Source organism: Micromonospora sp. GCM10011541 (assembly GCF_042650725.1).
In the GTDB taxonomy this organism is placed as follows: domain Bacteria; phylum Actinomycetota; class Actinomycetes; order Mycobacteriales; family Micromonosporaceae; genus Micromonospora; species Micromonospora sicca.
On the sequence record NZ_JBHSBP010000055.1, the window covers coordinates 415,516 to 436,324 of the forward strand.

Below are 20,809 nucleotides of genomic sequence, written 5' to 3' on the forward strand. Positions count from 1 at the left end.
CTGCAACGACGGCGAGGGCCGCCGGTTTGGCAGCCGGCACTAGGTTGTCGGGAGGTCACGAGGCAGGAGGCCGGGATGCGGGTACTGGTGGTGGAGGACGAGCGCAACCTCGCCGACGCGATCGCGCGCGGGCTGCGCAAGCGGGGCATGGCGGTGGACGTCGCGTACGACGGCGACACCGGGCACGAGGCCGCCTTCGTCACCCGGTACGACGTGGTGATCCTGGACCGGGACCTGCCCGGCGTGCCCGGCGACCGGATCTGCGCCGACCTGGCCGCGTCGGGCACCCTGACCCGGGTGCTGATGCTCACCGCGAGCGGCACCGTCGCCGACCGGGTCGAGGGACTGCAGCTCGGGGCCGACGACTACCTGCCCAAGCCGTTCGCCTTCGACGAGCTGGTCGCCCGGGTGCAGGCGCTCGGCCGGCGGGCCACCCCGGCCGCCCCGCCGGTGCTGGAGGTCGCCGACCTGGTGCTCGACCCGGCCCGTCGGGTGGTCACCCGGGGCGGCGAGCCGGTCGACCTGACCAACAAGGAGTTCGGCGTCCTCGCCGAGCTGCTCAAGGCCCGCGGCGCGGTGGTCTCCAGCGAGGAGCTGCTGGAACGGGTCTGGGACGCGAACACCGACCCGTTCACCACGATCGTCCGGGTCACCGTGATGACGCTGCGCAAGAAGCTCGGCGACCCGCCGCTGATCGAGACGGTGGTGGGCGCCGGCTACCGGACGGCCGAGGTGGCCGCATGAGCGCCCTGCGGCTGCGTCCCACGCTTCGGCTGCGGCTCACCCTGCTCAACGGGGTGCTGCTGGTCGGCGCCGGGGTGATCCTGGTGCTGCTCGCCTGGCTGCTGGTCCGCGACGCGCTGCGCCCGACGGACGAGCTGCTGCCCGGCACCACGGTGGTGCTCGCCGACGGCCGCACCCTGGACGCCGGGCAGTGGCAGCGGGAGCTGGTCGACGCCGCGTCGCGGGAGCTCCTGGTCAAGGGCCTGCTGGCGTTGCTGGCGATCAGCGTGGTCGGGGTCGCCGGGGCGTGGCTGGTGGCCGGCCGGGCGCTGCGCCCGCTGCACCAGGTCACCGCGACCGCCCAGCGCCTCGGGGAGGCCACCCTCGACCAGCGGATCGGCTGGTCCGGGGCGGACGACGAGGTGGCCGAGCTGGCCAAGACGTTCGACGCGATGCTGGACCGGATCGCCGCCGCGTTCGAGGCGCAGAAACGCTTCGTCGCCAACGCCTCGCACGAGCTGCGTACCCCGCTCGCGGTGATGCGGACCGAGATCGACGTGACGCTCAGCGACGACGAGGCGGACATCGCCGAGTACCGCCGGATGGCGACCGTGGTGCGGGACGCCTCGGAGCGGGCCAACGGGCTGGTCGACGCCCTGCTGGTGCTGGCTCGCAGCGAGGCCCAGACCGGCCGCCGGCTGGGCCGCCGCGCCGAGTGTGACCTCGCGGTCGGCACCGCCAACGCGCTCTCCGCCGTCGCCCGCGAGGTGGAACGGATCGGCCTGCGGGTGCAGACCTCGCTGCGCCCGGCGCCGGTGGTCGGCGACCCGGGGCTGCTGGACCGGCTCGCCGGCAACCTGATCGAGAACGCGGTCCGCTACAACCACCTGCACGGCCGGATCTGGGTGCGTACCGGCAGCGACGGGCAGCGTTCCTGGCTGGTGGTGGGGAACACCGGCTTCGAGGTCGCCCAGGCCGACGTGCCGGGGCTGTTCGAGCCGTTCCGGCGCGGCGGCCAGGAGCGGACCGGCGCGCGCGGGTCCGGCCTCGGGCTCTCCATCGTCCGCGCGGTCTGCGACGCGCACGGCGGCGCGGTCACGGTGGTCGCCCAGCCGGGCGGCGGCCTGGAGGTGACCGCCACCCTGCCGTCGGCCGACGCCCCCTGCCCGAACTGACCGGACCTCCTGCCCGCCGTACCACAACGACGGCAGCAGCACCGCCGGGTTCGCGGCGGTGGGCGGCGTGGACGGCAACGTACCGGCCGAAACCCCGGCGGCCCGCTACAGCGACGAGCGCTGGGCCGGGTCGGCGTCGTCGCAACGGGGTTGTGCCGCGCGGCCGAGCGGTGACATGATCGGCCGCGTCAGCCGACGCGCGGAAGGGGGTGCGGTCGATGTCCACCAGGAACAGTCCCGCGCCCCGCCCCGGTCACCGCTGACACCATCCACTGCCGCGGGGCGCACTCCACCAGGAGGAAGCACCGTGAGTGCGTTGATCCACTGCGTCACCGTCGAGTCCGACGACCCGTACACCCTGGCCAGCTGGTGGGCGAGGGTGCTCGACCGCCGGCTGCACGACGACGACCAGCCGGGTGACCCCGAGGCGGTCCTGGTCGCGCCCGGCGGCCACGGTCCCGACCTGCTCTTCGCCGAGGTCGGCGAGCGGCACGGCAAGGGCGCGTTCCATCTCGACCTGCAACCGGCCGACCGGACCCGGGACGAGGAGGTCGAGCGGCTGCTCGGGCTCGGCGCCGTCCTGGTCGCCGACCGCCGTCGCCCGGACGGCACCGGCTGGGTGGTGCTCGCCGATCCGGAGGGCAACGAGTTCTGCGTCTGCCGCAGCGCCGCGGAACGAGCCGGGTCGGTCTGACCGTCGTCGGCGTCGCCCCCAACAGCAGGGTGACCGGAAACGACACCGGGCCCCCGCCGAGTGGCGGGGGCCCGGTGCGCCGGTCCGGCGGGCGTCAGCCCTTCTGCTCGATCTGGCCGCGCATCGTGCTGAATTGGGCCTGCGCCTCGGCGCCGGTCTTGAAGTACAGGCCGATCACCCCGGTGCTGCCTCGGTCGCTCCAGACGCAGATCCCGAGCGGCACCTGCCCCGCCTTGGCGTCGCCACACTTCGCCTCGCCGCCGAGCGGGCCGGCGTCGACGGTCTTCATCTCGCCGATTTCGAGACCGCTGGTGCCCAGCGACCGGATGTTGGCGTCGAGGGACTTGGCCGGATCTGGGTTGAGGCCGGAGGCCGCGCCGACCATCACCAGGTCCTTCTTCGCCGCGCTGCCGTAGAAGGCGCTCACGGCGCTCGTCGCGTTCGGCGTGTCGCTGCGAAGGCTGTCCTCGACGTCCTTGGCGACCTTCACCAGGGCCGGGTCGGTGGACTTCGTGCGGCCGGCGAGGGTCTCGGGCGCCGTCACCCGGGTCTTAGTGGCGCCAACCACGTCGCCGACCTCGTCCTTGGCGGCGAAGAAGAGGACCGCGCCGCCGCCCAGGCAGAGCACCACCACGACGGCCAGGGTGATCAGCAGGATCCGGCCGACGTTCGACTTCTTCGGTGGCGGGCCGGCCGGGGCGCCGTAGGACGGCTGGCCGCTCTCCAGGTAGGAGCCGGCCTGCGGGGCGGACTGCTCGCCCGGGTAGCCGCCGTACTGGGGGCCGGGCTGCTGCGGCGGGTAGCCCTCGCCGTACTGCGGGCCGGGCTGCTGCGGCGGGTAACCGCCGCCGTACTGGGGGCCGGGCTGCTGCGGCGGGTAGCCCCCGCCGTACTGCGGGCCCGGCTGCTGCGGCGGGTAGCCGCCGGGCTGCTGGGGCGGGGGGTAGGAACCGGGATAGGGATTGGACGGCGGCTGGGACATGGGTCAGCTCCAGGTGAAGATCGTGACGGGTGATCGTAGCCAGGCCGGATGACGTGCCGCTGTCCGCCCGGCGACGAGGTGACGAAACCGCCGCCGGGTCGTGACCGGGCGGCCCTGCCGGTCCCGGCTCGGCGGTCGGTCACCCGGGCGGTCGCGCCGCCGCACCACGAGAGGCACGGGTCGGCGCGGGCGCCCGGAATGACGATCGCGGTGGCCGGTCCGTCCGGGAGGGACGGCCGGCCACCGCGATCGCGGGGGAGCGGGAGGGTCAGGCGCGCAGGCTGGCGACCCCGCGCGGCAGGAACCGCCGGCCGGTGACCCGCTCGGAGGTGCCGGTCCGGTCCAGGTACGGCGTGACGCCGCCCAGGTGGAACGGCCAGCCGGCGCCGAGGATCATGCACAGGTCGATGTCCTGCGCCTCGGCGACGACGCCCTCGTCGAGCATCAGCCGGATCTCCTGCGCCAGCGCGTCGAGCGCGTTCTGGCGTACCTGCTCGGCGGTCAGCGGCTGGTCGCCGACCACGAGCAGCTTGGCGACGTCGGCGTTGATCTGGTCGTCGACCACGATCGGCTGGCCGGAGTCGGCGATCCGCTTGAGGTTCTCGCTGACCCCGAACCGGTCCGGGTACGCCGCGTGCAGGGTGCCGCCCACGTGGTACGCCACGGCCGGGCCGACCAGCTGGAGCAGGGCGAGCGGGCGCATCGGCAGGCCCAGTGGGTCCAGCGCGCTGTTCGCCACGTCCAGCGGGGTGCCCGCGTCGACGGCGGCGAAGACCGTGCCGAGGAAGCGGGTGAGGAGCCGGTTGACCACGAACGCCGGGGCGTCCTTCACCAGCACCGAGGACTTCTTCAGCTGCTTGCCCACCGCGAACGCGGTGGCCAGGGCGACGTCGTCGGTCCGCTCACCGCGGACGATCTCCAGCAGCGGCAGCACGGCGACCGGGTTGAAGAAGTGGAAGCCGACCACCCGCTCCGGGTGCTCCAGCTCCTCCGCCATCGCGCTGATCGACAGCGACGAGGTGTTCGTCGCCAGCACGGCCTCCGGCTTGACGATCTTCTCCAGCTCGGCCCAGACCTGCTTCTTGACGTTCAGGTCCTCGAAGACCGCCTCGATGACGAAGTCACAGTCAGCGAACGAAGTGAGCTGGCCCGGCGTCGACGCGGCGAAGGCCTCTGCCTTCGGGGAGCCGCTGACCAGGCCGTACAGCTTGGCGGCGGTGCCCTTGTCCATCCGGCCCTTGCTGACGGCCTTCTCGATCTGGGTGTGCACGTAGCCGACGCCCTTGTCCACCCGCGACTGGTCCAGGTCGGTCATCACGACCGGCACCTGGAGGCGGCGGGCGAAGAGCAGCGCGAGCTGGCTGGCCATCAGGCCGGCGCCGACGATGCCCACCTTGGTGACCGGGCGGGCCAGGCCCTTGTCCGGCGCGCCGGCCGGCCGCTTGGCCCGCCGCTGTACCAGGTCGAAGGCGTACAGGCCGCTGCGCAGCTCCTCGGAGAAGACCAGGTCGGCCAGGGCCTCGTCCTCCGCGGCGGTGCCGGTGGCGAAGTCGGCGTCCTTGGCCGTCTCCAGCAGGTCCAGCGCCTTGTACGCGGCCGGAACCGCGCCGTGCAGCCGCTGGTCGAGGGTCTGCCGGGCGAAGTAGAGCACGCCCGCCCACATGTCCCTGTCGACCTCGGGCCGGGTCACGGTGACCTCGCCCCGGACCACGCCGGCCGCCCACTCGAGGGACCGCTCCAGGAAGTCCGCCGGCTCCAGCAGCACGTCCGCGATGCCCATCTCGGCGGCCTGCTTCGGCTTGAGCATCTTGTTCTGCATCAGCGGGTTCTGGATGACCACCTGGGTGGCGGCCGGGATGCCGATCAGGTTCGGCAGCAGCTGGGTGCCGCCCCAGCCGGGGACCAGGCCGAGCGACACCTCGGGCAGCGCCAGGGCCGCCGCGCCACCGGACAGCGTCCGGTAGTGGCAGTGCAGGGCCAGCTCCAGGCCGCCGCCCATCGCCGCGCCGTTGACGAGGGCGAAGGTCGGGATCTCGCTGTCCTTGAGCCGGGCGAAGACCCGGTGGCCGAGCCGGCCGATCTCCAGCGCCTGCGCGCGGTCGGCGAGCGCCGGCAGGCCGACGATGTCCGCGCCCACGCAGAAGATGTACGGCTTGCCGGTGACCGCGATGAACGCCGGGTTCGCCGCGAGGGCGGCGGTGATCGCCTCGTCCAGGCTGGTCAGGCCGGCCGGGCCGAAGGTGTTCGGCTTGGTGTGGTCGAAGCCGTTGTCCAGCGTGATCAGGGCGGCCGGCCGGTCCAGGCCGGGTACGTTCACCTGACGCAGCAGCGCCTTGGTGACGACCTCGTTCGGTGCGGCGAGCGTGCTCACTTGTTGCCACCCTCCCAGTGCGGGTTCTCCCAGATCACGGTGCCGCCCATGCCGATGCCGATGCACATGGCGGTGAGGCCGTAGCGAACCTCGGGGTGCTCGGCGAACTGCCGGGCGAGCTGGGTCATCAGCCGGACGCCCGAGGACGCCAGCGGGTGACCGATGGCGATCGCCCCGCCCCACGGGTTGACCCGCGGGTCGTCGTCGGCGATGCCGAAGTGGTCGAGGAAGGCGAGCACCTGCACGGCGAACGCCTCGTTCAGCTCGAACAGGCCGATGTCGTCGATGGTCAGGCCGGCGATCCGCAGCGCCTTCTCGGTCGACGGAATCGGGCCGACGCCCATCACCTCGGGCTCGACGCCGACGAAGCCGAACGACACCAGCCGCATGGCGACCGGGAGGCCCAGCTCGCGGGCGACGTCCTCGGAGGCGAGCAGGCTGGCCGTGGCACCGTCGTTCAGGCCGGCCGCGTTGCCCGCGGTGACCTTGCCGTGCGGGCGGAACGGGGTCTTCAGGGAGGCGAGCTTCTCCAGCGAGGTGTCCCGGGGAGCCTCGTCCACGGTGGCCAGGCCCCAGCCGTTCTCCTCGTCGCGGATGGCGACCGGCACCAGGTCGTCCTGCAGCTCGCCGTTGGCGTACGCCTTGGCGGTCTTCTGCTGCGAGGCGAGCGCGAACGCGTCGGTGCGCTCCTTGGTGATGTGCGGGACCCGGTCATGCAGGTTCTCCGCGGTGGCGCCCATGACCAGGGCGGACGGGTCGACCAGCTTCTCCGCGATGATCCGCGGGTTGGGGTCGACGCCCTCACCCATCGGGTGGCGGCCCATGTGCTCCACACCGCCGGCGATGGCGATGTCGTACGCGCCCATGGCGATGCCGCTGGCGACGGTGGTTACGGCGGTCATCGCGCCGGCGCACATCCGGTCGATGGCGAAGCCGGGGACCGTCTTGGGCAGGCCGGCCAGCAGGGCGGCGGTGCGGCCGATGGTCAGGCCCTGGTCGCCGATCTGGGTGGTGGCGGCGATGGCGACCTCCTCGACCCGCTCCGGCGGCAGCTGCGGGTTGCGGCGCAGCAGCTCACGGATGCAGCGGATCACCAGGTCGTCGGCGCGGGTGTTGGCGTACATGCCACCCGCCTTGCCGAACGGGGTACGGACGCCGTCGACGAAGACGACATCTCGAACTTCACGGGGCACTTGAGCCTCCTAGCCGGCACTGGCATTTCCCTCGGATGCTACTCGCCAGTAACCAACCCCGACACCACCCCCCATGTGGCCCATCCCACACCCCCCAACCCCTCGCCCGCCGCCCCGCCCAAGCTCGCGTCGAGCATGAAGTTGTTGTCAGTCCACGGCGTGTCGTGACAACAACTTCATGATCAACGCGCAAGGCGGTGGGGGTCAGGAGGTGGGGGTGGTGAGGGCCTCGGTGAGGTGGGGGAGGAGGAGGGCAATCTGCCATTCGCGGGCGTTGAAGCCGCGCAGGGTCTCCGCCACCGTGTCGTCAGTGATCTCCTCCGGGGGCTGCCAGGCCAGCCGGCGGATCGAGTCGGGGGCGATCAGGTTCTCCGGGGGCAGGGTGTGCTCGCCGGCGATCCGGACCACCACCTCCCGGCAGCGGGCCAGCCGGCCGGCCGCCACCGGGTCACGCTCGGCCCAGCGATGCGGCGGCGGCGGACCCTCCACCGTCGGGGCCGCCGGCAGCGCGTCCTCCGGCAGCTCACGGGCGTCGTCCAGGGCCGCCAGCCAGGTCCGGGCGAGCCGACGGACCGACCGCCCGCCGAAGCCGGGGAGGGTGAGCAGGGTCTTCTCGTCCTTCGGGTCCAGCTCGGCGGCGGCCACGATGGCCGAGTCGGGCAGCACCCGGCCCGGGGCCGCGTCCCGCCGGGCGGCGATCTGGTCCCGGGCGTACCAGAGCGAACGGACCCGCGCCTGCGCCCGCGCGCCCCGGACCCGGTGGATGCCGGAGGTACGCCGCCAGGGCTCGGCGCGCACCCGCGGCGGACGGGCGCCGGTGCGGACCAGCGCGGCGAACTCCTCCGCCGCCCACGCCGACTTGCCCTGCCGGCGCAGCTCCTCGTCGAGGGCGTCCCGCAGGTCGACCAGCATCTCCACGTCCAGTGCCGCGTACGTCAGCCAGGACTCCGGCAACGGCCGGCTGGACCAGTCCGCCGCCGAGTGGTGCTTCTCCAGGGTGTAGCCGAGCAGCTGTTCGGTCAGCGCGGCCAGGCCGACCCGCTCGAACCCGGCCAGCCGGGCGGCCAGTTCGGTGTCGAAGAGCCGTCGGGGACGCAACCCGACCTCCGCCAGGCAGGCCAGATCCTGGCTGGCCGCGTGGAGCACCCACTCGGCCCCGCCGATCGCCGCGTCAAGGGCGGCCAGGTCGGGCAGCGGCAGCGGATCGATCAGCGCCGTGCCGGAGCCGGCCCGGCGCAGTTGCACCAGGTAGGCGCGCTGGCTGTAGCGGTACCCCGAGGCGCGTTCGGCGTCCAGGGCCACCGGTCCGGTGCCCGCCGCGAAGCGGGCCACGACCTCGTCGAGCTCGCTCGGGGTGGCCACCGGCGCGGGCGTGCCCTCGCGTGGCGCGGTCAGCGGTACGGGCCCGCCGTTGGTGGGTTCGGTCCCCGCGTCCACCGGCTCCGGCGCGGCCGGTGACGGGTGCTGAGCTGCCTCCCCGGTACGGCTTTCGGCGGGCCGACGGCGCAGGGGTGGTTCGTCGGTCACCTGACAACCCTAGTGCGCGACCGGATCCGGTGTGCGCAGCCGGTCGGGTGCGTGTCGATCCGGTGGCCGTCGGGTGTCGTGGCGGGGTCGGATGGCGCCCACGTGGCAGGGTCGGACATCGGGGGAGACAAACCGCGTTCACGCAGGTACGGTCCATCGAGCCGCCGAGGGGGCCGAGGGCCTCGGCGGGCTCGCGGCAGGGGCGTCTACGGGGAGGACGTGGCGATCATGACGGCTGGGTACGGGTCGGGCGACGGCACGCCGGAACACGGCGCCGACGAGGGCGTCGAGGGCAGCCGCGCGGAACGCCCGGAGACGGAGCGGCCGGGCCCGCTGCCGCCGCGGATCGAGCCGCACCGACCGGTCGTTCCCGGCTACCCGGCGGCCGTCGCCGCGCCGCCGACCCCGGCCGCCACCTTCCCTCCCGCGCCCGCCACCCCACCGGGCGCGCCGGCGACGGGCTTCCCGCCCGCCCAACCGGCCGCGCCGGCCATCGGCTTCCCGCCGGCCCCACCGGGCGCGCCGGTCACCGCGTTCCCGCCCGCGCCCGCCGGCCCGCCGGTCGCCGGCTTCGCCGCCCCGGCCGGCTCGCTGCCTGGCGCCTTCGTCCCCGGTCAGCCGGCGGCGGGCGGCCAGCCCCCGCACGCCGGGTTCGGACCGGCCGCGCCTGCCGCCGAGACCGGGCCGACGGGGTCCGGGCAGGCGAGCATCCCGGAGCCCCGGGCCGGCTGGTCCGCGCCGCCGAACAGCGGCCAGTGGGGCAGCCCGACCGGCCCGGGGGCCGCCGGGCAGCCGGGCGTTGGGCCGGGCCATCCCGTGGGGCAGCCGGTCTCCGGACCGGCGTACCCGGGCGGGCCGGCGTACCCGGGCGGGCAGCTCGTGTCGGGGCCGGCGTATCCGGGTGGGCAGCCGGTTTCCGGGCCCGCGTACCCGGGTGGGTGGCCGGTCCCCGCGGCCGGGGCCGACCGGCGGCGTCGACTGCCCGTGGTGGCGCTCGCGCTCGTCGCGGTGCTGGCCCTCGTCGCCGGCGTGCAGGCGTACCAGCTGCACCGGCTGGACGACCGGCTCGCCGCCACCGACCGCCGGTTGGCCGAGGCGCAGCGGGCCGACGGCACCCGGCTGGACGGCCTGGACAAGCGCGTGGAGGCGCTGGAGAAGGAGGCCGGGGCGGCGTTCAACCCGGAGGCCGTGGCCAGCGCCGTGCTGCCCAGCGTGTTCCGGGTCCGGGCCGGCCAGTTCACCGGAACCGCGTTCGCGATCGGCAAGCCGGCCGCCGGCGGTGGCACCACCCTGCTCACCAACTTCCACGTGGTGGAGTCGGTGTTCGACGGTGGCGGCCGGAAGGTCTTCCTGGAGCGGACCGACCAGCGCTTCGAGGCCACCATCGTCAAGGTCGACAAGGCCAAGGACATCGCCCAGCTGCGGACCACCGCCAAGTTCACCGGCCTGGTCGCCGCCGGCACGCCGGTCAAGTCCGGGCAGCAGATCGTCGTGGTGGGCGCCCCGCTGGGCCTGCAGGACAGCGTGACCACCGGCGTGGTGAGCGCCTTCCGCAAGGACGAGGACGGGTCCGGTCCGGTCATCCAGTTCGACGCGCCGATCAACCCCGGCAACTCGGGCGGCCCGGTGATCAACGGCTCGAAGGAGGTCGTCGGTATCGCCACCGCCAAGGCCCGGGACGCCGAGGGGATCGGCCTCGCGGTGCCGATCGAGACCGCCTGCGACACCTTCAAGCTCTGCTGACCGAACGACCGGCCGCGCCCAGGACCCGCCGGCCGGCATTGACCGCATCACGCACCGTCGAACCTGTGGCGGCCGACGACGGCGGCCTCGACCCGCAGACCCCGGCCCTTCGGGGCCACTCACGGGGGACCACAAATCCGGAGGGAAAAGACATGTCCCAGCCACCTACCGGCCCGGAGGGCCACCCGCCCTACCCGCCGCAGCGGCCGGCCGGCGGCGTCTACGGCAACCCGTACGGCGCCGGCCAGCCCGCACCCCAGGGGTACGGCCAGCCCGCCCCGCAGGGGTACGGCCCGGCCCAGCCGGATCCGACCGTGCCGCAGCCGGCCCAGCCCGCGTCCGCCCCGCCGGTGCCCGGCCAGTACGCGCCGGGCTCCGCCCCGGTGTCCGCCCCGGCGTACCCGCAGCCGTTCTCGGCGCCGCCGATGTCCGCCCCGCCGGTCTCCGGCCCGGGCTTCGGCCAGCCGATGTCCGCCCCGCCCGGCTCGGCCCCGCCCTACGGCGCCCCCGCCGGGGGTGCCGGCAAGGGCCGCACCACGCTGATCCTCGCCGTCGTCGCGGGGCTGCTCTTCGTCCTCGGCGGCGTGATGACCGGCCTGTTCGTCACCAAGAGCGGCGAGCTGGACCGTACCGAGAAGAAGCTCACCGCCCAGGTCAGCGAGCGGGACGGCACCATCGCGGCGAACAAGCAGGAGATGGAGAAGCTCAAGACCGACCTCCAGTCCGTGCGGGACAAGCTGGCCGACACCGAGCAGGACCTGACCGGCACCAAGAACGACCGGGACGAGCAGGCCCGGCAGAAGAAGGTCATCGCCACCTGCCTGGACAAGCTGACCCAGGCGATGGCCGCGGCGTCGGCCGGCAACCGGGCCGCCTTCGACAAGGCCAGCAAGGGCCTGGACAAGGTCTGCGACGAGGCCGAGAACTACCTCTGACCCGCGCACCGGGTGTCGATCATGGGGTGGTGGCCACCCGCCGGAAGCGGCGGAGCGCCACGACCGGGGCGCCGCAACTCCATGATCGACCCCGGGGTTCCGGGGGGAGTCAGGCGGCGCCGGCGGGGCGGCGGGACGGCAGCGCCGTCACGCCGGGTGGCGGGAGGCCGGCGGTCGAGGCCAACAGGGCGCACCAGCCGAGCAGGTGCGCGGCCAGGTCGACGCCGAGCGGTGTCCAGGAGGCGCGGATCTCGATGTCGCCGGCCGCGGGCGGCCCGGCCAGCTCCCCGAACCGGGTCGACAGGGTCTGGGTGACCGTGCCGCCGATCGCCCGGTGCCGGGCGTGCTGCGCGTCCAGCGCGTCGGTCAGCCACGTCCAGCCCACCCCGGGCAGCAGCGGATCGGCGGCGAGATCCACCTCCAGCTCGGCGGTCACGTAGGTGACCAGCCGCAGGGTGCCCTGCCACGCCTCGTGCCCGGCCGGGTCGTGCAGCAGGATCAACCGCCCGGTGGCCACCTCGTCGCCGTCGCGCAGCACCGCGGCGGAGAGCGCGAACGCGTACGGGGCCAGCCGCTGCGGCGCCCCGACCTCCTCCAGCACGATCTCCGGCCGGGGAGTGACCGACCGCAGTCCGGCGACCGCGCGGGCGAAGGTTTCCGGGAGCGCGATCGGGGGGGCCATGCCGGCAGCCTATTCCGCCGCCCGCCCGCTCGTCGGGACGGCGCGCCGAGGGCGGCGGTCACGATCATCGGGGCGCGGGACCGGCGATCCCCGGTGGGCCCGAACCGGCGTCGCGGGCCTCGTCACAAAAGGCGGCGGTGCCCGCTGGCCGCACCCGGTGCCGTGGCACGATTGCCGCGATGACCACCGACACCACGGGCACTGCCGCCCGAGACGGAGAACCCCGCCGCGGCGGGCCGGCCGACTCCCCCTTCGTCCGGGCCTGCCGCCGTGAACCCGGCCCGCACACCCCGGTCTGGTTCATGCGCCAGGCCGGCCGGTCGCTGCCGGAGTACCGCGAGATCCGGGCCAGCGTGGCGATGCTGGAGTCCTGCCGCCGCCCGGACCTGGTCGCCGAGATCACCCTCCAGCCGGTCCGCCGGCACGGGGTGGACGCGGCGATCCTGTTCAGCGACATCGTCGTCCCGGTGGCCGCGGCCGGGGTCGACCTGGACATCGTGCCGGGCACCGGTCCGGTCGTCGCCGAGCCGGTGCGCACCGCCGAGGACGTCGAGCGGATCCGCCCGATCAACCGCGACGACGTGTCCTACGTGGACGAGGCGGTCCGGCTGCTGGTCACGGAGCTGGGCGACACCCCGCTGATCGGTTTCGCCGGCGCCCCGTTCACCCTGGCCAGCTACCTGGTCGAGGGCGGCCCGTCGCGGACCCACGCCAGGACCAAGGCCCTGATGTACGGCGAGCCGGAGCTCTGGCACGCCCTCTGCGCCCGGCTGGCCGAGGTGACCCTCACCTTCCTCCGGGTGCAGGTCGACGCCGGGGTCTCCGCGGTGCAGCTGTTCGACTCGTGGGCCGGCGCGCTGTCGGAGGCCGACTACCGCCGCTACGTGCTGCCGCACTCGACGGCCGTGCTCACCGGGCTGGCCGACGCGGGCGTGCCGCGGATCCACTTCGGGGTGGGCACCGGCGAACTGCTCGGCGCGATGGGCGAGGCCGGCGCGGACGTGGTCGGCGTGGACTGGCGTACCCCGCTCGACGCCGCGACCCGCCGGATCGGCCCGGACAAGGCCGTCCAGGGCAACCTCGACCCGTGCGTGCTGCTCGCCCCCTGGCCGGTGGTGGAGGCCGAGGTGCGGCGGATTCTCGACCAGGGGCGGGCCGCCCCCGGTCACGTGTTCAACCTCGGCCACGGCGTGCTGCCGGAGACCGACCCCGACGTGCTGACCCGGGTGGTCGCGCTGGTGCACGACCTCTCCGCGCGGCCGGTCGAGCAGGCGAGATGACCGTGCGGCAACCGTGGCGGGTGGCGGTAATCGGTGGCGGGATCACCGGGCTGGCCGCCGCCGTCCGGTTGCGCGACCGCGCCCCCGCCGGCACCGAGATCACCGTGTACGAGCAGTCCGGCGCCCTCGGCGGCAAGCTGCGCACCGGCGAGCTGGCCGGGCAGGCTGTGGAGTTCGGCGCGGAGTCGTTCCTGATGCGCGACCCGGCCGGCGCGGAGTCCGCCGCCGTCCGCCTGGTCCGCCGGCTCGGGCTGGCCGACGCGATCGTCCACCCCACCGTCGGGCAGGCCGCGCTCGCCGTGGACGGCGGGCTCCGCCCCGTCCCGGGCGGCACGCTCGTCGGCGTACCCGGAGACCTGGCGAAGGTGGCGGCGGTGGCGACACCCGACGCGGACGCCGACCGGGACGACGGCCGGCCGCTGCTCGGGCCGGACGAGGACGTGGCGGTCGGCGCGCTGGTCCGCGACCGCCTCGGCGACCAGGTGGTCGACCGGCTGGTCGACCCGATGCTCGGCGGCGTGTACGCCGGCCGGGCCGACGGCCTCTCCCTGGTCACCACCATGCCGGCGCTGGCCCGGGCGGCCCGGGTCGAGCACACCCTGGTCGGCGCGGTCCGGGCCGCCCAGGCCGCCGCGCCGCGCGCCCCCGGCGCGCCGGTCTTCGGCACCCTGGCCGGCGGGCTGAGCACCCTGGTCGAGGCGGCGGCGACCGCCAGCGGCGCGACGATCCGCCGGGACGCGGCGGTGCGTGAGCTGCGCCGCACGGCCACCGGCTGGGCGCTGACCATCGGCCCCACCCGCGACCCGGAGCTGGTCGAGGCCGACGCGGTGCTGCTCGCGGTGCCGGCCCGGCCGGCCGCCCGGCTGCTCGGCGGCCCGGCGCCCGCGGTGGCCACCGCCGTCGGCGGTCTCGACTACGCCAGCGTCGCCCTGGTCACCATGGCCCTGCCCGAGCCGGAGCTGCCCGAACTCTCCGGGTTCCTGGTGCCGGCCACCGAGGGCCTGCTGATCAAGGCGTCCACCTTCTTCACCACCAAGTGGGGGCACCTGCGCCGGGCCGACGGCCTCGCCCTGGTCCGCGCCTCGGTCGGCCGGTACGGCGACGAGACGTCGCTGCAGCTGACCGACGACGACCTGGTCGCCACCGTGCACCGGGAGCTGTCCAAGGTGCTGGGCGGCCCGCTGCCCGCCCCGGTCGCCAGTCACGTGCAGCGGTGGGGCGGCGCCCTGCCGCAGTACGCCCCCGGTCACCTCGACCGGGTGGCCGCGGCCCGGACGGCGCTGCGCGCCGCCCACCCCACGCTGGTCCTGGCCGGCGCCGGCTACGACGGCGTCGGCATCCCGGTCTGCGTCCGCTCCGGCGAGACCGCGGCCGAGGAGATCATCACTGCCCTGGGAGGATCGGGTTCATGACCGAGCAGACCAACGCGGCCAGGCTCAAGGAGCTGAACGCCACCGTCCGTTACACCATGTGGTCGGTGTACCGGGCCACCAGCCCGCTCCCGTCGCTGCGCGAGAACGTCATCGACGAGGTCGAGGCCCTCTTCGAGGAGCTGGCCGGTAAGGACGTGACGATCCGCGGCACGTACGACGTCGCCGGTCTGCGCGCCGACGCCGACCTGCTGATCTGGTGGCACTCCTCGTCCAGCGACGCCCTGCAGGACGCCTACCTGCGGTTCCGGCGGACCACGCTGGGCCGGGCGCTCACCCCGGTCTGGTCGCAGATGGCGCTGCACCGGCCGGCGGAGTTCAACAAGAGCCACATCCCGGCGTTCCTGGCCGGCGAGGAGGCCCGCGCCTACCTCTGCGTCTACCCGTTCGTCCGCTCCTACGAGTGGTACCTGCTGCCGGACGCCGAGCGGCGGGAGATGCTCGCCGAGCACGGCCGGCTGGCCCGCGGCTACCCGGACGTGCGGGCCAACACGGTCGCCTCGTTCGCCCTCGGTGACTACGAGTGGATGCTCGCCTTCGAGGCCGACGAGCTGCACCGGATGGTCGACCTGATGCGCGACCTGCGGGCCTCCGGCGCCCGGCGGCACGTCCGGGAGGAGATCCCCTTCTATACCGGCCGCCGGCGCTCGATCGCCGACATCGTCACCTGCCTGGTCTGAATCCCGGCCGGCACGCGAGACGGGCCCCGGAGTTCCCTCCGGGGCCCGTCGTCGTTCCCGGTCAGCCGATGTAGACGAGACCGTCGGTGATGACCCGGGGTCGGCCCGAGGTGCCCACCACGACGATCTTCACCGTGTGCCGCGCGCTGCTGGACCAGCTCTTGGTCCACATCACCCGGCGGTAGTCGGTGGTGCTGTTGCGCAGGTCCACCGTGGTCTGCTTGACGCCGTCCACCCAGATCTCCGCCTGGCCGGAGGTCGACGTCCGGGTCGCCAGGAAGGCGATCGAGCGGGCGGTGACGGTCCAGGTCAGCGAGGACTTGGCGGCCGTCGAGGTCAGCGCCGAGCCACCGAGGTAGGAGCTGCCGGTGCTGGTCGACCAGGTGCCCGTCCGGGTGGCCTTGGTCTCGGGGAGGAAGATCGGGGTCCAGCTCGCCGAGGTGGTGGCGGTGTTGCCGGCCCAGTCCTGGGCGCGCATCGACCAGGCGGTGGCGACGCTCGGCTTGGTGGTGGTGCCGTAGCTGCCGCTGGCGGCGAAGGTGCGGCTGATCGGGGCGGTGAGCTGGACCGAGCCGACGCCGGTGTTGTCCGTCGCCCGCCAGTTCACCGTCACCGGCACAACCGTGCCGCTCACCTGACCGGCCCGCAGGGCGAGGGTGGGTCCCTGCGGGAAGGTCGGCGCGGCGGTGTCGACGACGAACGCCTGCGCGGCGGTCGCGTTGACCCGGCCGATCTTGTGCGCGGCGCGCACCACCACGGTGTGCGTGCCCGCGGGGACGGTGACCGACGCCGAGCGGGCGGTGCCGGCGGCGGTGGCCACGACCGTGCCGTCCACCACCACGTCGAAGCGGGAGATCAGGTTGCTCGGCGTGATCGTCGTCCAGGACGCGGTGAACGTGCTCCTGGTGTAGTACGTCGTGCCGCTCAGGGTGCCGGTCAGGCCGGTCAGGCGCAGGTTGGCGGTGGTGGCCGCCTTGGCGCGGATGGTCGCGAGCTGGGCGTAGAGCGCGTCGCCGGGGCATTCGGTGGCCACCGCGTCCCGGTGCCCGGAGATCCGGTTGAAGACCACCTGCTCGCCCAGGTGGTACTTGCCCTCCACCCCGGAGGTCAGGGTGACCTTGCCGAACGGGTCGTTGCCGTACGCGCCGAGCTTGTACGCGGCGACGTGCGCGACGACGTCCTGCACGCCGGTGGGGATGCCGGCGCTGATGTAGGTGCCGAGTACGGCGATCGCGGCGTTGTCGGTGTTGAAGCCGTAGGTGTGCGCGCCGGTCACCGGCTTGTCGATGCCGCCCTTGCGGCCCTCGAAGACGACCCCGCACTTGTCGACGAGGAAGTTGTATCCGATGTCGTTCCAGCCGTTGCTCTTGACGTGGTAGATCTCGATGCCCCGGACGAGGGCCGCCGAGTCGGCGCAGCTGTAGTCGTTGGTGCCGGCGGTGTGGTGCACGAAGAACGCCTTGACCGTGGTCCCGTACGTCGGCGGGTCGGTGACGATCGACTCGTCGGCCTTCCACTCCGCGCGGGTGACCACCTTCGGCGTCGGGATCGGGTTCGCCGGGGCGGTGGCGGTGGGCGCCACGGTGGGCGCGGTGGTGGTGGGCGCCGGGGCCGACGTGGTGGTCGGCGCGGGCGCGGTGGTCGCCGCCGGCGGCGCGGTGGTCTCGGTCGGCGCCGGGGCGGTGGTCTCGGCCGGCGCGGTCGTGGTCGGCGGATCGGTCGGCGCCGGGTCGGTCGGCGCGGTGTCGGTGGGGGCCGGGTCGGTCGGGGTGGGCTCGAGGGCCCGCACCTCGGCGACCGGCTGGAGGCGCGCCGGCCGGACGTGCCCGACGCCGGCCGCGCCGGCCTTGCGGCGCTTCGTCAGGCCCGGGTCGACCAGTTCCAGGCGCAGCCCGGCGGGGAGCTGGTCGCTGGTGGCGCCGCCGGCCGCCGTGGCCCGTACCTCGACCCCGTCGGACTGGCCGACCCAGAGCGGATCCGTGCCGCCGCGCGCCTTGCCGGCGGTCGCCTCGGCACCGGGCTCCGGACCGAAGTGGTTGTCGAGTTCCAGCGGCCGCCAGTCGGACCAGTCGCCGTCCACCGCGTGGGTCCGGACGGCGACGGTGCCCTTGAAGTCGACGTTCGGGTTCGCCCAGGTCACACCGACCATGGCGAACCGTTCGGTGTCCCGCTTCGGGATCGTCACCTCGCGGCCGTTCGCCGCCGGGAAGGCGACGGTGTGCAGCGCGGTGCTGACCGGCCCGTCCCCCTCGCCCCACACGGCGCCGTCCTCGCCGAAGCCGGCGGTGGCGGCCAGGCTGGCCGTTCCGGCCACGGCGGTGGCGACGATCGCCGCCCCGATGCCGGCCGTCCGGCGGTTCCAGCGGATCCCAGTAAATCTCACAGTTGAGTCCCCTCCGAATGATCTCACTGGAGGGCTCAGCGTAATCAATGTCCGGGGCGTTACCCCGCCCGGTCCACCCGCCGCATCGGGGTGTGCGGGATGCCGTCCTCGACGTAGTCGGCGCCGCTGACGGTGAAGCCGTGCCGGGCGTAGAAATCGACCAGGTGGGTCTGCGCCTCGAGCACGCACGGCCGGTCGCCGACCAGGGCGAGCGCCTCGGTCATCAGCCGGCCGGCCAGGCCGCCACCGCGGGCCGCCGGGGCCACCACGACCCGGCCGATCCGCGCCACGCCGCCCGGGTCCGCCAGGATCCGCAGGTACGCCACGACGTCGCCGTCCCGGGTAAGCCACACGTGCCGGGTGCCCGGCTCGACGTCCCGGCCGTCCAGCTCCGGGTACGGGCACGCCTGCTCCACCACGAACACGTCGATGCGCAGCCGGAGCAGGTCGTGGAAGGTACGGGCGTCCAGGTCGGCGAAGGCGGCGACCCGGACGTCGAGCGGCGGCGAGGGCATCCCGCGATGGTAGTGGGCCCCTCCGCCGGACGCCTTCCGCCGGTGGCGGTTCCGTCCAGGTCGGCGGTGGGCGGCAGGTGGTGCCTGCGGAGGAGAGCACCGCTGCGAGCGATATGCCTGAGCGGCATGAATATGACTCTCAGGCATATCGCTCGTCGAGACAGCGGCCGGCTGGCGGGACGGCACCCGGCCGGCGAGGCGCAGGAACCGGCGGTGCGGGTGGCCGGATCCGCCGCTCAGGCGGGGCGGGCGCCCACCGCGTCGCGGATCTCGGCGCCCTCCTTGCCCTCCACCGTGCGGGCGCAGTGCGCGCAGCAGAAGAAGCGGCCGGAGACCTCGACGCCGTGACCGACGATCTTGATCTGGCAGTGCTCGCAGATCGGTGCCATCTTGTGGATCGCGCACTCGAAGCTGTCGAAGATGTGCACGTCTCCGCTGACCGTGCGCACCTCGAACGCCCCCCAGTAGTCGTTACCGCAGACCTCGCAGGTAGCCATTCCAAAACCCCCCGATACGGACACGTCACACCAGCGTCCGGCATCGGACACGTCCGGGTAACCGAAACGGGCGAACCTGATCCGGCTCGACGGCGAGTCGCCCCCGGCGTGTCGCGCGTTAGGCCAGGTGACCGCCTCGAACCCCGGAGGACCACGTGATCAAGCGCAACAAGCTCTTCGGCACCCAGACCCGCGTCACCTTCTGCCTGCCCCGGGACACCCCGCCCGGCACGGTGAGCGTCGTCGGCTGCTTCAACGACTGGCAGCCCGGCCGGCACGAGCTGGTGACCCGCCGCGACGGCACCCGGACGGTGACCGTCCGGCTCGGCCCCGGTGAGTACCGCTTCCGCTACCTCGCCACCGGGGGCGTCTGGCTCGACGACGAGTCCGCCGACCAGGTGGACGACCAGGGCGGCACCCTCGTGCTCTGAGCGCCGACCCGGTCAGCCGTCCTTCGGCTCCAGTCGGACGGAGAGCGAGTTCACGCAGTGCCGGGTGTCCTTCGGGGTGAAACCCTCGCCCTCGAAGACGTGCCCCAGATGGCTGTCGCACCGGGCGCAGCGGATCTCCGTGCGGAGCATGCCCATGGTGCGGTCCGGGATCTCCTTCACCGCACCCGGGATGGCGTCGTCGAAGCTCGGCCAGCCGCAGTGCGAGTCGAACTTGGCGTCGCTGCGGAACAACTCCAGGCCGCAGGCCCGGCAGTGGTAGACGCCGGGGGTCTTGGTGTCGACGTACTCGCCGGTCCACGGCCGCTCGGTGCCGTGCTCGCGGAGCACGTGGAACTCCTCGGGGCTCAGCCGGACCCGCCACTCGTCCTCGGTGCGGGGCAGTTCGCTCTCGTCAAGACTCACCGCTCAACGGTACGCCGGGCGTCGGTGCCATCGCATATGGTCGCGCAATGGGTGGCACCAAGGCAGCGGCCGCGGAGATCGAGGTGGCCGGGCACACCGTACGGCTGAGCAGCCCGGACCGGGTGATCTTCCCGCAGCGCGGGTTCACCAAGGCGGACGTCTTCGGCTACTACCTCTCCGTCGGCGACGGGATCATGCGGGCCCTACGGGACCGTCCGACGACGCTGCAGCGGTTCCCGGAGGGCATCGAGGGGGAGATGTTCTTCCAGAAGCGGGTGCCGGCCCGGGGCGTACCGCCGTGGGTGGGGACCGCGGAGATCAGTTTCCCCAGTGGCCGGAAGGCCGCGGAGCTCTGCCCCGCGGACCTGGCGCACGTCGCGTGGGCCGCGCAGATGGGCACCGTGGTGTTCCACCCGTGGCCGGTGCGCGCCGCCGACGTCGACCGCCCCGACGAGCTGCGGATCGACCTCGACCCGCAGCCGGGCACCGACTTCGCCGACGCGGCCACCGCCGCCGGCGAGCTTCGCGGGCTGCTGGACGAGCTGGGCGCCACCGGCTGGCCGAAGACCTCCGGCGGCCGGGGCGTGCACGTCTACCTGCGGATCCACCCCCGCTGGACGTTCACCGAGGTGCGCCGGGCCACCATCGTGCTGGCCCGGGAGCTGGAACGCCGCCGCCCGGAGCTGATCACCACCGCCTGGTGGAAGGAGCAGCGGGGCAGCCGGGTCTTCGTGGACTACAACCAGATGGCCCGGGACCGGACGATCGCCTGCGCGTACTCGCTGCGGGCCAACGCGCGGGCCACCGTCTCCACCCCGGTCGACTGGGACGAGCTGCCCGAGGTGGACCCGGACGACTTCCACCTGGGCAGCGTGCCCGCCCGGCTCGCCGAGCGGGGCGACCCGCACGCCGGCATCGACGACGCCCCGTGGGACATCAGCCCGCTGCTGGAGTGGGCCGAGCGGGACGCCGGCGCCGGCCAGGGCGACCTGCCGTACCCGCCGGACCACCCGAAGATGCCCGGCGAGCCCAAGCGGGTGCAGCCCTCCAAGGACCGCGACCGGCCCCGGGACTGACCGACCCCCTAGTAACGATCATGTAACGAGCGCGAACCTTTCCCGCGCCCCGACCGGTCTTCCTGGTCG

General features: G+C 74.1%; 19 protein-coding genes. 10 read left to right on the top strand and 9 right to left on the bottom strand.

Going from position 1 to position 20,809, the window contains the following annotated elements:
* Nucleotides 1-75 precede the first annotated feature (75 nt).
* The 3 genes from ACFOYX_RS24030 (at nucleotide 76) to ACFOYX_RS24040 (ending at nucleotide 2,592) form a co-directional block, all read left to right on the top strand.
* On the top strand, nucleotides 76-744 hold the full coding sequence (locus ACFOYX_RS24030; protein ID WP_109804910.1) for a response regulator transcription factor: 669 nt from the start codon (nucleotides 76-78) through the stop codon (nucleotides 742-744).
* Nucleotides 741-1,898, top strand: coding sequence for a cell wall metabolism sensor histidine kinase WalK (locus ACFOYX_RS24035; protein ID WP_201749940.1), 1,158 nt, complete (start codon nucleotides 741-743; stop codon nucleotides 1,896-1,898). Before ACFOYX_RS24030 ends, ACFOYX_RS24035 begins: the two co-directional genes overlap by 4 nt.
* A 307-nt stretch (nucleotides 1,899-2,205) precedes the next feature.
* On the top strand, nucleotides 2,206-2,592 hold the full coding sequence (locus tag ACFOYX_RS24040) for a VOC family protein (RefSeq protein WP_322439174.1): 387 nt from the start codon (nucleotides 2,206-2,208) through the stop codon (nucleotides 2,590-2,592).
* Between the two features lie 94 nt (nucleotides 2,593-2,686).
* Here ACFOYX_RS24040 and ACFOYX_RS24045 read toward each other — a convergent pair whose 3' ends face one another.
* The 4 genes from ACFOYX_RS24045 to ACFOYX_RS24060 form a co-directional block, all read right to left on the bottom strand.
* Complete coding sequence (locus ACFOYX_RS24045) at nucleotides 2,687-3,574, bottom strand: hypothetical protein (RefSeq protein WP_322439173.1); 888 nt, start codon at nucleotides 3,572-3,574, stop codon at nucleotides 2,687-2,689.
* A gap of 268 nt (nucleotides 3,575-3,842) precedes the next feature.
* A complete protein-coding gene (locus tag ACFOYX_RS24050; protein ID WP_322439172.1) occupies nucleotides 3,843-5,945 on the bottom strand; it encodes a 3-hydroxyacyl-CoA dehydrogenase NAD-binding domain-containing protein in 2,103 nt (700 codons plus the stop codon).
* On the bottom strand, nucleotides 5,942-7,138 hold the full coding sequence (locus tag ACFOYX_RS24055; protein ID WP_322439171.1) for an acetyl-CoA C-acyltransferase: 1,197 nt from the start codon (nucleotides 7,136-7,138) through the stop codon (nucleotides 5,942-5,944). The genes ACFOYX_RS24050 and ACFOYX_RS24055 overlap by 4 nt, the downstream gene beginning before the upstream one ends.
* Nucleotides 7,139-7,342: 204 nt before the next feature.
* A complete protein-coding gene (locus ACFOYX_RS24060) occupies nucleotides 7,343-8,665 on the bottom strand; it encodes an HRDC domain-containing protein (protein WP_322439170.1) in 1,323 nt (440 codons plus the stop codon).
* A 591-nt stretch (nucleotides 8,666-9,256) separates the two neighbouring features.
* Here ACFOYX_RS24060 and ACFOYX_RS24065 point away from each other — a divergent pair.
* Nucleotides 9,257-10,408, top strand: coding sequence for a trypsin-like peptidase domain-containing protein (locus ACFOYX_RS24065; protein WP_377534396.1), 1,152 nt, complete (start codon nucleotides 9,257-9,259; stop codon nucleotides 10,406-10,408).
* 152 nt (nucleotides 10,409-10,560) lie between these two features.
* Nucleotides 10,561-11,343 carry a hypothetical protein gene (locus tag ACFOYX_RS24070; RefSeq protein ID WP_322439168.1) on the top strand — a complete coding sequence of 261 codons (783 nt, stop codon included), beginning with the start codon at nucleotides 10,561-10,563 and terminating at the stop codon, nucleotides 11,341-11,343.
* 109 nt (nucleotides 11,344-11,452) lie between these two features.
* On the opposite strand, the gene ACFOYX_RS24075 is transcribed toward ACFOYX_RS24070, so the two are convergent.
* Nucleotides 11,453-12,025 carry a DUF3000 domain-containing protein gene (locus tag ACFOYX_RS24075; protein ID WP_322439167.1) on the bottom strand — a complete coding sequence of 191 codons (573 nt, stop codon included), beginning with the start codon at nucleotides 12,023-12,025 and terminating at the stop codon, nucleotides 11,453-11,455.
* Between the two features lie 179 nt (nucleotides 12,026-12,204).
* On the opposite strand from ACFOYX_RS24075, the gene hemE reads away from it, so the two are divergent.
* The 3 genes from hemE to hemQ are packed head-to-tail and all read left to right on the top strand — an operon-like array spanning nucleotide 12,205 to nucleotide 15,415.
* Nucleotides 12,205-13,305 carry a uroporphyrinogen decarboxylase gene (gene hemE, locus ACFOYX_RS24080; RefSeq protein ID WP_322439166.1) on the top strand — a complete coding sequence of 367 codons (1,101 nt, stop codon included), beginning with the start codon at nucleotides 12,205-12,207 and terminating at the stop codon, nucleotides 13,303-13,305.
* A gap of 2 nt (nucleotides 13,306-13,307) precedes the next feature.
* Nucleotides 13,308-14,717: a protoporphyrinogen oxidase gene (gene hemG, locus ACFOYX_RS24085; protein ID WP_322439266.1), complete on the top strand. Its 1,410-nt coding sequence runs from the start codon at nucleotides 13,308-13,310 to the stop codon at nucleotides 14,715-14,717.
* Nucleotides 14,714-15,415 carry a hydrogen peroxide-dependent heme synthase gene (gene hemQ / locus ACFOYX_RS24090; protein ID WP_109800031.1) on the top strand — a complete coding sequence of 234 codons (702 nt, stop codon included), beginning with the start codon at nucleotides 14,714-14,716 and terminating at the stop codon, nucleotides 15,413-15,415. The genes hemG and hemQ overlap by 4 nt, the downstream gene beginning before the upstream one ends.
* Before the next feature lie 61 nt (nucleotides 15,416-15,476).
* Here the strand turns inward: hemQ and ACFOYX_RS24095 are convergent, their stop codons facing one another.
* The 3 genes from ACFOYX_RS24095 to ACFOYX_RS24105 all read right to left on the bottom strand — a co-directional run bounded on the left by ACFOYX_RS24095 (nucleotide 15,477) and on the right by ACFOYX_RS24105 (nucleotide 18,810).
* On the bottom strand, nucleotides 15,477-17,798 hold the full coding sequence (locus ACFOYX_RS24095) for an N-acetylmuramoyl-L-alanine amidase (protein ID WP_322439165.1): 2,322 nt from the start codon (nucleotides 17,796-17,798) through the stop codon (nucleotides 15,477-15,479).
* A gap of 59 nt (nucleotides 17,799-17,857) precedes the next feature.
* On the bottom strand, nucleotides 17,858-18,313 hold the full coding sequence (locus ACFOYX_RS24100; RefSeq protein WP_322439164.1) for a GNAT family N-acetyltransferase: 456 nt from the start codon (nucleotides 18,311-18,313) through the stop codon (nucleotides 17,858-17,860).
* Nucleotides 18,314-18,549: 236 nt separating this feature from the next.
* Entirely contained in the window at nucleotides 18,550-18,810 is a 261-nt protein-coding gene (locus tag ACFOYX_RS24105; protein WP_322439163.1) for a Prokaryotic metallothionein, read from the bottom strand.
* Nucleotides 18,811-18,965: 155 nt separating this feature from the next.
* Here ACFOYX_RS24105 and ACFOYX_RS24110 point away from each other — a divergent pair, with 155 nt between their 5' ends.
* Entirely contained in the window at nucleotides 18,966-19,241 is a 276-nt protein-coding gene (locus ACFOYX_RS24110) for an isoamylase early set domain-containing protein (protein ID WP_109803238.1), read from the top strand.
* A 12-nt stretch (nucleotides 19,242-19,253) separates the two neighbouring features.
* On the opposite strand, the gene msrB is transcribed toward ACFOYX_RS24110, so the two are convergent.
* Nucleotides 19,254-19,664 (bottom strand): peptide-methionine (R)-S-oxide reductase MsrB, encoded by a 411-nt coding sequence (msrB, locus tag ACFOYX_RS24115; protein WP_109803237.1) that lies wholly within the window; start codon nucleotides 19,662-19,664, stop codon nucleotides 19,254-19,256.
* A gap of 47 nt (nucleotides 19,665-19,711) precedes the next feature.
* Between msrB and ligD the strand changes: the two genes are divergently transcribed.
* On the top strand, nucleotides 19,712-20,740 hold the full coding sequence (gene ligD, locus ACFOYX_RS24120; RefSeq protein ID WP_322439162.1) for a non-homologous end-joining DNA ligase: 1,029 nt from the start codon (nucleotides 19,712-19,714) through the stop codon (nucleotides 20,738-20,740).
* The last annotated feature ends 69 nt before the right edge of the window (nucleotides 20,741-20,809 follow it).

Excerpts from the sequence above, each read along its gene's own strand:
- ACFOYX_RS24030 (WP_109804910.1), top strand. The coding sequence starts at position 76 with ATGCGGGTACTGGTGGTGGAGGACGAGCGCAACCTCGCCGACGCGATC.
- ACFOYX_RS24035 (WP_201749940.1), top strand. The coding sequence starts at position 741 with ATGAGCGCCCTGCGGCTGCGTCCCACGCTTCGGCTGCGGCTCACCCTG.
- ACFOYX_RS24045 (WP_322439173.1), bottom strand. The coding sequence starts at position 3,574 with ATGTCCCAGCCGCCGTCCAATCCCTATCCCGGTTCCTACCCCCCGCCC.
- ACFOYX_RS24070 (WP_322439168.1), top strand. The coding sequence starts at position 10,561 with ATGTCCCAGCCACCTACCGGCCCGGAGGGCCACCCGCCCTACCCGCCG.
- ACFOYX_RS24075 (WP_322439167.1), bottom strand. The coding sequence starts at position 12,025 with ATGGCCCCCCCGATCGCGCTCCCGGAAACCTTCGCCCGCGCGGTCGCC.
- hemE (WP_322439166.1), top strand. The coding sequence starts at position 12,205 with ATGACCACCGACACCACGGGCACTGCCGCCCGAGACGGAGAACCCCGC.
- hemQ (WP_109800031.1), top strand. The coding sequence starts at position 14,714 with ATGACCGAGCAGACCAACGCGGCCAGGCTCAAGGAGCTGAACGCCACC.
- ACFOYX_RS24100 (WP_322439164.1), bottom strand. The coding sequence starts at position 18,313 with ATGCCCTCGCCGCCGCTCGACGTCCGGGTCGCCGCCTTCGCCGACCTG.
- ACFOYX_RS24105 (WP_322439163.1), bottom strand. The coding sequence starts at position 18,810 with ATGGCTACCTGCGAGGTCTGCGGTAACGACTACTGGGGGGCGTTCGAG.
- ligD (WP_322439162.1), top strand. The coding sequence starts at position 19,712 with ATGGGTGGCACCAAGGCAGCGGCCGCGGAGATCGAGGTGGCCGGGCAC.